We start from the raw sequence: 10950 nt of genomic DNA on the forward strand, positions 1-10950 counted from the left end.
ACATGCATTTTACCTTTTGCATTTTTGGTGAAATGCTGGCACAACGGGCATTTCACCATTTCTTAAAACAATCAGACATGACCCGCTGGGAATCCTATATTGTATCGGCCAGGAAAGTATTGGAAGGCTACGACGGCAAGCTACCGCTGCACCATTTCCTGAAAGATTTTTTCAAGGCACGGCCGCAGATGGGTAGCCGCGACCGGCGTTGGATAACGCAGCTGGTGTATCACTATTTCCGGCTTGGGCATTGGCGGAAAGACTCGCTACCGGTGGAGGAAAGGTTGCTAGCCGGCACCTTTCTTTGTGAGCAAACGCCCAATGAAATACTGGCTTTGCAGAAACCGGAATGGAATGAAAAAGTAACCTTGCCCCTGCCGGAAAAAATGAAGCTGCTGGGTATTACAGAAGCGGCCATCTTTCCTTTCATGGGCTACCTTTCTGCCGCACTGGATGGGAAGGCGTTTGTAAACTCCTTTTTTTCCCAACCCCGGTTGTTCATCCGCGTGCGCAGGCAGCAACAAACTGCTGTTGAAAAACGGTTGCAGGAAAAGGACATCGACTTTGAAACGCCCGCCCCTGGCTGTATTTCATTGCCCAATGGTACTAAAATAGAAACCATCCTCCCTGAAAAAAGCTGGTACGTGGTGCAGGACGCCTCCTCCCAGCAAACTGGTAATTTATTCCAGGCCCGTGCCGGCGAAGCCTGGTGGGATGCCTGTGCAGCCAGCGGTGGCAAGTCTATTTTACTGCGGGATAAATGCCCGGAGGTAAACCTAACGGTATCGGATATACGTAAATCTATCTTAGATAATTTGCAACACCGTTTTGCCGATGCCCGCATAGATGGATATAAAGGGTATGTGATAGACCTTTCCAATCCATTTTCCAGCCCGGATTTTAAGCCGCTGATGTTTGACGGTATTATTGTAGATGCTCCCTGTACCGGGGCGGGTACCTGGGCGCGGTCGCCGGAAAATTTGTTTTACTTTTCGGAGAGCCAACTGCGGAGGTTTGAAATGCTGCAACGCAACATCACCACCAACGTGGTGCCTTACCTGAAGAAAGGGGGGCAGTTGGTGTACATCACCTGTTCTGTATTTGCCTCGGAGAATGAAAGTATGGTGCAATGGCTGGAAGCCAATACATCCCTGCGCGCGCAGGAGGGTGGGCTGATCCAGGGAATGGGGCAGGGGGCAGACAGTATGTTTGCCGTAAGGTTTGTAAAAGAGGGTTAAGGGCTTTATAGTTTTAACAGCTTGGTGCTTGCTTTTGCGGTGCCTTGTACATAGCGCATGAAATACAGGCCGGGCGCGAGGTTGGAAAGATTGTTCCATAACAGTACGCCAATGCCATTAGCCGGGGCATCGGTGGTGGATAGGCGTACCAGCCGGCCCAGGGCATTGTAAAGGGTTATTTGCACGGGGGCTTTGCCTGTGCTGGCATAATAGATCTTTACAGCAGTGGAGAAGGGATTGGGCAGTACCCGCAGCAGGTGATGATCGAGGCGCTCTGCCAGGAGCGTACTGTCTGTAGCTACAATTTTAGTGAGGGTATCGAAGGCCATTTTGAAATCAGGAATGCCATATCCCACCCGGTTATCAGGAGCAGTGTAATGATCGCTACAGGCACGGACTACCTGCATGAGCCGGATGTTATCTATTTGTGGAAAGGCCTGCCATAGACAGGTTACCAGGCCGGCCAGCACTGGTGTGGCAAAAGAGGTGCCGCTGCTGGCGGTGATAGTGCCATTCGTATCCAGCAACTGGGTGGAGACGCCCATGGCGGCAACGTCTGGTTTTATGCGGCCATCGGCGGCAGGGCCGTAACTGCTAAAGGCGGCGGGAATTTTATTCCCATTTACGGCGCCTACGGCCAGGATGCTGTCTGCATCGGCGGGCGTGCAGCTATAATGCCAGGTATTGCTGCCTTCATTACCGATGGCATTGAGTACAATCATTCCTTTACGGGCCGCCATGATGGCGGCTTTTGCAATAAGGGAAGTATGGCCATCCATCTGGGCATAGGTGTAATTATACGTGGCATTGTCGAAAGTATTGTAGGCCAGGGAGGAGGAGAGTATATCTGCGCCCAGGCTGTCTGCCCGTTCTGCAGCGGCGGCCCAGTTGTTTTCTTCGATGGGTTGTTCGGTGGCGGCTTCCTCTGTTTTAAAGAGGGCGTATTGTGCGCCGGGCGCAGTGCCCACCAATTGGCCGGGAAGATTGGCCGCCAGGGTGGAAAAACACCAGGCGCCGTGTACATCATCACCATATACATCTTCCAAGGCGGTGGAGCAATTGAACGTGTACACAATTCCATTCGCTGCGCGCAGGCTGTCATAACCTGGATTGGTATTTACTCCCGGAAAACCGGCGTCCAGCACGGCTATGAGCATTCCCTGGCCGGTGTAGCCTTTTTGATGCAGGTATTCCCCGTTGTGTAAATGTATCTGCGTATAGGCGTAACCGTAATCATTGGCGTTTGCTTGCAGGGTTGTTTTAGTAGCAGCTAGTTTCCTTTCCGTATCCCATTTATATACGTTGTGGGCCGTGTCCATTCGTTGGCGCTGCATAGGCGCGCTGGTATTTTTTACGAAGGGTAGGGCATTTATCTTTTGTAAGGCTTCGCTGTCTGTAGTTTGAATAATGGCCTGGTTAAACCAGCGGGAGGTGTAGCGCAGGGTAACCTGGCCGGTAGCGAGCAGGGTGGTTAGGTAGGCGGGGTTTACGGGCAGGTCGCTGCTATCGGGAACAATATGCATGCGCTGGCGGCGGGCCAGGGCGCGGGGAGAAAGGTAAGCGGCGGGTGTGGTAAGGCGGTAAGGGGAGTTATTTTTATCGGTAAAGGTGATCACATAACGCGGTGCCTGGGCCAAGCTGGCCAAAGGCAGCAGGAGGAGCAGGACTAGCAGCAGCCGGTAAACGGTGTTGGAATGGATCATAGGAGGTTAAGAAAAAGAGAAAAAAAATGCCTGTCGCGTGGCGGCAGGCGGGTGTTTTATTGGAATGTGTTGTATTAAAGCATAACGGGTTGCTGGCGCTGGATAATGCCGCCGCCAATCACGTCGTCGCCGTCGTAAAACACGGCAGACTGGCCGGGGGCTATACTTTTTACCTCTTCGTAAAAGCGGACCCTGATTTTGCCGTTTTCGTTGTAAAGGTTACTCACGGCACCGGGGCTTTTGTAGCGGATTTTAGTAAGGGCTTCCATGCCGTCGGTAATGCCCTCGTATTTTATCCAGTTCATGCCGGCTATCAGGGCTTCCGACTTGCCCAGGTCTGCCTCATCGCCCAGTACCACGGTATTGGTTTCGGGGATAATTTCCGTCACGAATACGGGTTTGCCCAGGGCAATATCCAGCCCTTTGCGCTGGCCGATGGTGTAGAAAGGATAACCTTTATGTTTGCCTACGATGGTGCCGTTTTGCAATACAAAATTGCCACCATCTACCTGTTCTTCCAGGCCATTTACCTTCCGTTTCAGGAATCCCCGGTAATCGTTATCGGGCACAAAGCATATTTCGTAGCTCTCTGCTTTTTTGGCCAGTTCGGGGTAGCCAAAATCATATGCCATTTGGCGGATCTCCGTTTTGCGGTATTTGCCCAGGGGCAGCAGGGTGCGTTTCAACACATCTTGTTGCAGGCCCCAGAGTACATAACTTTGGTCTTTGGTTTCATCTACTCCCTTGCTCAGGATGTAGCGGTCGTTTTCCTCGCGGATCTGGCCATAGTGGCCGGTGGCGATAAAAGCGCAGTCCATGGCATCGGCCCGTTTCAGCAGGGCGCGCCATTTAATATGGGTATTGCAAAGAACACAAGGATTGGGTGTACGTCCAGCCATGTATTCTTCTACGAAATTATTGATCACGAAGTCGCCAAATTCATCACGGATATCCAGCACAAAATGGGGGAAACCATGATGCACTGCCGCGGCGCGGGCGTCGTTAAAGGAATCGAGATTACAACAGCCGGTTTCTTTTTTGCTACTGCCTGCCGAAGCATAGTCCCAGGTTTTCATGGTAATGCCTACCACTTCATATCCCTGTTCGTGCAGCATCAGCGAGGTAACGGTACTATCTATACCGCCGCTCATGGCTACCAGCACTTTACCGTGTTTGCTCATTGTTGAAATGATTGAGTCTGCAAAGGTAGCGGAAATTGTTCAAGGTAGGAGATAAGGGGTACCTGTTATGGGAGGGCTGGCTGGAATAAAAATACTGATTATTTAATATTATGATAACCAATTAAATATAAATTTACCAAATACCAGTTATCAGTTGAAAGCAGGGCGGGTATAGGAATTAAGTATAAGTAAGTAGCGAAGGGGCCTGGTATTACAAGCTTACGCCCCGCTTCCAGGGAATGAAATCGTCCTGGTTTAGCTGTTCCGCTTTGGTATAAACTTCGCCGCTGGCGGTGCGGATAATCCATTCCAGGATATCTTCGCCCACTTCGGCAATGCTTTGCTGGCCGCTGATGATGCCGCCGGTATCGATGTCGATGATATCAGGCATACGGGTGGCCAGGCGGGTATTGGTGGCCAGTTTTAGCACGGGTGCAATAGGATTGCCGGTAGGCGTACCCAAGCCTGTGGTAAACAGTACGATATTGGCTCCAGCGCCTACCTCGGCGGAAGTGCTTTCTACGTCATTGCCTGGTGTGCAAAGTAAGTTCAGGCCAGGTTGAGTGGCATATTCGGTATAGTCCAGCACCGCCGTGATAGGGGAAGAGCCGCCTTTTTTGGCTGCGCCGGCCGATTTGATCGCATCAGTAATAAGCCCATCGCGGATATTACCCGGTGAGGGGTTCATATCGAACCCAGAACCTACCTGCTTGGCTGCGCGTTCGTAATTGCGCATTAGGTGGATAAACTTACCGGCAATTTCACTGTTTTCGCAGCGGTTAATGAGTTCCTGCTCCACGCCGCATAGTTCCGGGAACTCGGACAGGATAGACTTGCCACCCAGGGCCACCAGCAGATCGGAGGTGTGGCCTACGGCAGGATTGGCAGAGATGCCGGAGAAGCCGTCGGAGCCGCCGCATTCCAGGCCTATGGTCAACTTAGATAGGGGCTGAGGCGTACGTTCCAGTTTATTGGCATCAATGAGGGCCAGGAAGGTTTGTTTAATGGCTTCGCTCAGCATATCATATTCCGACTTGCTTCTTTGCTGTTCAAACACGAGCAGGGGTTTGCTGAAACTGGTGTTCAGTTTGGCCAGCGCCCCTTGCAGCAGCGATACCTGCGCGTGCTGGCAGCCCAGGCTGAGGATGGTAGCGCCGGCCACGTTGGGGTGATGGATGTAACCTGCCAGCAGGGCGCAGAGCGCTTCTGCATCCTGCCGGGTGCCACCGCAGCCGCCTTCGTGGGAGAGGAACTTAATCCCGTCTATATTGGTAAACAACGTATGCCGCTTTTGCCGGCTGGCTGCGGGAGCTGGGGCATAATTGCGGATGGCCTCCAAGTCGTTGTTTTTATAGAAATTCACCAATTCGTTCACCTGCTCGTTATAAATTTCTTCCGGGGCAAATCCCAGGCCTTTTTCAAAGGCAGTTTTGATCACCTGCACGTTGCGGTTTTCGCAGAAAACCAGGGGGATCACCAGCCAGTAGTTGCGGGTGCCAGCCTGTCCATCCGGGCGGGCATAACCCTGGAAGGTACGGTTGCGCCACTTCTGCACGTCGGGGGCTTGCCATTGAAAGGCAAGGTCTTTTTCGTGAAAAGCGTTAGCATCATGTTCAATATTTTGGGTGGTAATCAGTTCGCCGGTGGAAAGGGGCTTCAAAGTTTTGCCTACCGTAACGCCATACATGCGGATGGCATCGCCAGCGTGTAGTGAATGTACAAGGAATTTATGCTTGGCCGGCACTTTTTGCAACAGTGGAATTGTAGCTCCATTAAACGTGATTTCCGCTCCTTGCTCCAAGTCTTGCAACGCTACCAATACATTGTCCAGCGGATGTATTTGTAAAAACGTGTTCATATCGATAAAAGTAGGATATCTGTTGGTGGGTAGTTAATAGGAAAATAGTATTCTTTGATAACATTTTAACTACCCTTTCCAGTTTGCTTCCTATGTGATGGAAAGGTAGGGATTTTACAATAAAAGACCCGTTGTGCCAAAGCATAACGGGTCTTTTAGAGGAGGCTGTAAAAGCCGGAATTATTTATTCATAAATGCTTCGATGCTTTTATACAGGCTATCAGACACCGGCACTACCGGCAGGCGGAAGGCGTTTTCCAGCAGGCCACCGATGGCCATGAAGGCCTTAATGCCGCCGGGATTATTTTCGGCAAACATCAATTCAAAAGCGTCCAGCAGTTTAAATTGCAGGGTGCGGGCGGTGGCATAATCACTGGCCAGGGCAGCGCGTATCATATCGGATACATCTTTAGCAAACCAGTTTGCTGCCACGGAGATCAGGCCATCCATGCCACAGGCTACCTGGGGCATGGCTACGGCATCGTCGCCGCTTACCACCACAAAATCTTTGGGGCGGTCTTTCAATATCTGCATGCACTGTACCATATCGCCACTGGCTTCCTTCATGGCCACAATGTTTTCCACTTCATGCGCCAGGCGCAGCGTTGTGGCGGCGGTCATGTTGCGGCCTGTGCGGGCGGGCACATTGTACAGGATGATTGGTTTAGGTGATGCCTTGGCTATGGTTTTATAATGCTGGAAAATGCCTTCCTGAGTAGGTTTGCTGTAATAGGGTGATACGGAAAGTACGGCGGCTGCTTCTTCCAGGGGGCAAGTTTCCAGGCGCTTCACCACATCGGCAGTGCTATAATCGCCGATGCCTACTATCACGGGTACCCGCTTATTTACTTTTTCGAAAGTGAATTTTATCACGTCCAGCTTTTCATCGCTGTTAATAGTGGGTGTTTCGCCGGTGGTGCCAAGTGTTACCACATATTCCACGCCGCCGCTAATTACATGTTGGATCGTTTTCTCCAATGCATTCCAGTCGATGGCGCCATTTGCTTTAAAAGGAGTGACAAGCGCAACGCCAGTGCCTCTCAGTTGTTCCTGTAGTGTCATAAAAAAAGTAGTTCCGCCATGGGCTGGCGGGGCCAAGGTTTGATATCCCGATACCGGGAGCTGCAAAGATTGGAATTTGGTATCGTTTCTTCACATAAAATTTTAGTGTTCATCGAAAAAGCCCATGCTGGAGAATTTTTCGATGCGCTGATCGATGCGGTTTTGCGGGTCGATCTGCTTCAATTCGGCGAGGGTTTCCTTGATCTTTGCCTTCACGATAGCTGCGGCTTCGTCGTGATTGGTGTGCGCGCCTCCCAGTGGTTCTTTGATCACCCCATCTACCAGGCCAAATTTGCTCATATAGTCGGAGGTGAGCTTTAGTTCTTCGGCGGCTTTTTCCTTGAAGTTCCAACTGCGCCAAAGAATGGTGGAGCAGTTTTCTGGAGAGATCACGGTATACCAACTGTTTTCCAGCATAAAAATGCGATCACCCATGCCTATGCCCAGCGCCCCACCGGAAGCGCCTTCCCCGATGATGATGCAGATTACGGGAACCTTTAGCTTAATCATTTCAAAGAGGTTGCGGGCAATGGCTTCGCCCTGTCCTCTTTCTTCTGCTTCGAGGCCTGGGTAAGCACCGGGGGTATCGATGAGGGTGACGATAGGTTTATTGAATTTCTCCGCCAGCTTCATGAGGCGGAGGGCTTTGCGGTAACCTTCCGGGTTGGCCATTCCAAAGTTGCGGATCTGGCGCATTTTGGTGTTGATGCCTTTTTGCTGGCCGATGAACATAATGGTTTCACCATCCAGTTCGGCGAAGCCACCTACCATGGCTTTATCATCTTTCACGTTACGATCACCATGCAGCTCCACGAAGTTGGTGCACATTTTTTCTATATACGCCAGCGTATAAGGTCTTTCCGGATGACGGCTTAGCTGTACTTTTTGCCAGGACGTAAGGTTGGCATACAACTCCTGCCGGGTGATGGCGATTTTTTGCTCGTATTCCTTCACGGTTGCAGATACATCGACGCCAGATTTATCGCCATTTTCCTTGAGCTTATCCAGCTGTTCGTAAAGTTCTGCGATAGGTTTTTCAAAATCTAGAAATTGCATAATCCAGGTACTAAAGGTTAAAGACGAATGTAAAGATAGGGGATAGAAAATTTTTTTAAAAAGATTTGCTGAAATGGAAGTTTTGTTGCTATCTTTGCAATCCCAAAACGGGACAACGGTAAGATACTGATGGTCATGCGATTATCGGTCGTTGTAAAGAGTTTTGGATCGGTAGTTCAGTCGGTTAGAATGCCGCCCTGTCACGGCGGAGGTCGCGGGTTCGAGTCCCGTCCGGTCCGCGTTAAAAGTGAAAGCCTTCAAGTCTTTGGATTTGAAGGCTTTTTTGGTTCGAAGTGGAATGCCTGCATTTTCGTATATTTATGGCATTGAGTTGATAGTTAAGTCATTGTGCTAGTTCGAAATGCCGAACAAGTTAAAATTATTGTTATTAAGCATCTTAACCTCGAAATGTTATAAATGCCCCATACACGCAAACTGTGCTCAATCAGTTCTTTCCACCTTTTTATACATAACGAATTGAAAATATTTAAATGTAGGTCTCCGAATATTATTCAACTATATGATTTGTCTGCCTTCACTTTTTGGAGTTCAGTAGCAGATTTTTATGGAGGACTATTATATATGTCGATGAGGAGCGTAAGCAATTGGAGCAACGGTTTATTCAGATGCAAGGTCATATACTAGTACTATTTATTCATTCATAAGCCAATAGCAATTTTTCACGATGAAAACAATAGGTTTTAGAGCAACGGCCTCAAAGGTCTTTTATTCGATAGTAGATGACAACAGTATTTCTGACAATTATAGATTGGTTGCGGTTGAGTGCATTATAGTCCCTTTTGCACTGAATTTCCCAGAACAATTAAATTTCTTAGGTATAACTATAAAGGATATTATTAGGGAATACGGGGTTGAGCAGGCTGGCATAAGAACTATAGAGGCAACATCAAAAAACAAAGACATTAAGAGAATTTCTTTCGAAGCCGTAATACAGGAGTTAATAAGTTCCTCCTCCGTTAAAAAGTATCTTGCAAGTGACATTTCCGGTATACATGCCAAATTAGGAATTAAAAAAGACGCTTATAAGCCCTTAATAAAGGAGAAAGGCGCCACTCACTCCGGGATAAAGCTAGCAGAATATAACGCAGAAGAAAGAGATGCAATCCTTGTCGCAATTGCAAGTTTTAAATTATAAAAGCTCATTTAAATGCATAATACAAATACAATTACTAATCTGTCTTTTGAACCGATCAAGGATATTGGACAGCATGGAAGAAATTCGGAAGTTTGTCTTGCAAAAGATGTGCAGTTAGATTGTGAGATTGTTGTTAAAAAAATTAGTAAAACAAAAATAGTAAGTAAAGATGAATTTTTTTCGGAGGCAAGAAAGTTGAATGATTCTGAACATCCGAATGTTGTACCACTCAAGTTTGCATCTGAAGATGCTAATTATATCTATATCGGAATGCCTTATTATCCCGATGGCTCACTCAAGGACCTTATAGAAAGTAGGTATCTCACAATTAGGGAGGTTATCCGATATGGGATTCAATTTCTGAGTGGACTTAATAACATTCACAGTAAAAAGCTTGTTCATTTCGACATTAAGCCAGATAACATTTTATTGAATGCCGCAAATGAAGCTATGGTTTCAGATTTTGGTTTAGCGATGGCGACCAATGTTTGGGGAATGGCTGGACAGGACCGTTTTTATTCAAAGCATCGCGCCCCAGAGGCTATAAAGACGAATTTCCATAGCATGCTCTACGATATTTATTCGGCGGGTTTGACGCTTTACAGGTTATGTAATGGCAATGTACAATTTGATAATCAATTCAATAGTTTTCAGACTAGAGATGAGTTGCACCATGCCATTGTTAATGGCCAATTTCCAGATCGGGGCAACTTTTTGCCACACGTACCCAAAAAAATGCGTAGTATTATAGTGAAAGCATTATCAATCAATCCAAGTGACAGACAACAAACTGTTCTCCAGTTAATGAATGAATTGTCTCTGATCACTGAATCAATAGATTGGGAATATTCATCTAGACAAGACGAATGGACATGGGTAAACCGAAGGAATGCTAAAAATACTTGCATTTGTCTAAAAAAATTAGCAAATTTGTATTCAATTGAAACAACGGAAACCTATGGTGTTGGGAAAGTGCGGAAGATCGCATCCGCGTGCTCAAAGGATTTGCCTCAAGCTACTTCTGAAAAGACACTTCTTGATCTTCTAAAAACATATGGCTAAAAAAAAACGCAATATGAAGCTTTCCAAACGAGAGGAGAATATGTTTCCCTTTCTTGTATTGTCTTTGGAGGAAAGATTACGCCTTTCGGGAGCTGTTAATTTAAACAACGATTATTCTTTTAAGAAGGACGGACATTATGATATAATCCAGCCCTCGAATAAAAAGGACGAAAAAAGTAGGGATAATTCCAGAGAAGTTTGATGAGTTATTTTTGTAACCCAGTTCATTCCTTGTCATAAATGGCTCGATGAGGCGGTGGAAGATTGGTTATGTATGGTTAAATAATTTAATAAATAATTGATTTTCAATAAGTCTTCTTTCAAAAAGTTCGAACTCTGTCCCCTTTCCCCCGCAAAATTTCTTCTAAAACCCGCGCTGGTCGCGGGTTTTTCATTTTTACTCTATTTTTTACTCTATCTCAATAGCGAATTACACATTTTGGATCAAGTTGAAAACATGGGGGATTGCTCTAAGCATAAATCTTAGCCAGTCTAAAAAGGAAAAATTCCACATCCCGTATCCCTCGCAAAGCGTTTCAGAACGATTTTACCTTCGCATTGAATGATTCCGCAGCAGCATTAGTAGCCCTGTTATTGAAGAAATTTAAAATGCCCAAATAATGCGTCTGTACCG

Annotated in this window: 9 protein-coding genes and 1 tRNA gene; 4 read left to right on the forward strand and 6 right to left on the reverse strand. The window is 47.4% G+C overall.

Translation table 11 applies throughout. The features are described from left to right. Positions 1-2: 2 nt before the first annotated feature. Complete coding sequence (locus tag GA0116948_RS07030) at positions 3-1238, forward strand: RsmB/NOP family class I SAM-dependent RNA methyltransferase (RefSeq protein ID WP_170876071.1); 1236 nt, start codon at positions 3-5, stop codon at positions 1236-1238. Between the two features lie 5 nt (positions 1239-1243). Here GA0116948_RS07030 and GA0116948_RS07035 read toward each other — a convergent pair whose 3' ends face one another. The 5 genes from GA0116948_RS07035 to GA0116948_RS07055 form a co-directional block, all read right to left on the reverse strand. Next, complete coding sequence (locus tag GA0116948_RS07035; protein WP_089710480.1) at positions 1244-2941, reverse strand: S8/S53 family peptidase; 1698 nt, start codon at positions 2939-2941, stop codon at positions 1244-1246. Between the two features lie 74 nt (positions 2942-3015). Beyond that, positions 3016-4122 (reverse strand): tRNA 2-thiouridine(34) synthase MnmA, encoded by a 1107-nt coding sequence (gene mnmA / locus GA0116948_RS07040; protein ID WP_089710482.1) that lies wholly within the window; start codon positions 4120-4122, stop codon positions 3016-3018. A gap of 211 nt (positions 4123-4333) precedes the next feature. Further along, a complete protein-coding gene (locus GA0116948_RS07045) occupies positions 4334-5980 on the reverse strand; it encodes a UxaA family hydrolase (protein WP_089710484.1) in 1647 nt (548 codons plus the stop codon). Positions 5981-6160: 180 nt separating this feature from the next. After that, positions 6161-7042 carry a 4-hydroxy-tetrahydrodipicolinate synthase gene (gene dapA / locus GA0116948_RS07050; RefSeq protein WP_089710544.1) on the reverse strand — a complete coding sequence of 294 codons (882 nt, stop codon included), beginning with the start codon at positions 7040-7042 and terminating at the stop codon, positions 6161-6163. Between the two features lie 102 nt (positions 7043-7144). Then, on the reverse strand, positions 7145-8098 hold the full coding sequence (locus GA0116948_RS07055) for an acetyl-CoA carboxylase carboxyltransferase subunit alpha (RefSeq protein WP_170876072.1): 954 nt from the start codon (positions 8096-8098) through the stop codon (positions 7145-7147). Positions 8099-8263: 165 nt separating this feature from the next. Here GA0116948_RS07055 and GA0116948_RS07060 point away from each other — a divergent pair. The 3 genes from GA0116948_RS07060 to GA0116948_RS07070 all read left to right on the forward strand — a co-directional run bounded on the left by GA0116948_RS07060 (position 8264) and on the right by GA0116948_RS07070 (position 10316). Beyond that, positions 8264-8337, forward strand: a tRNA-Asp gene (locus tag GA0116948_RS07060). 446 nt (positions 8338-8783) lie between these two features. Further along, complete coding sequence (locus GA0116948_RS07065; protein ID WP_089710487.1) at positions 8784-9254, forward strand: hypothetical protein; 471 nt, start codon at positions 8784-8786, stop codon at positions 9252-9254. 12 nt (positions 9255-9266) lie between these two features. Further along, complete coding sequence (locus tag GA0116948_RS07070; RefSeq protein WP_089710490.1) at positions 9267-10316, forward strand: serine/threonine-protein kinase; 1050 nt, start codon at positions 9267-9269, stop codon at positions 10314-10316. A gap of 536 nt (positions 10317-10852) precedes the next feature. Here GA0116948_RS07070 and GA0116948_RS21765 read toward each other — a convergent pair. Then, positions 10853-10950: transposase (locus tag GA0116948_RS21765; RefSeq protein WP_394363570.1), on the reverse strand; the 98-nt coding region annotated here is incomplete at its 5' end.

The sequence above is a fragment of the Chitinophaga costaii genome, assembly GCF_900094705.1.
GTDB lineage: Bacteria > Bacteroidota > Bacteroidia > Chitinophagales > Chitinophagaceae > Chitinophaga > Chitinophaga costaii.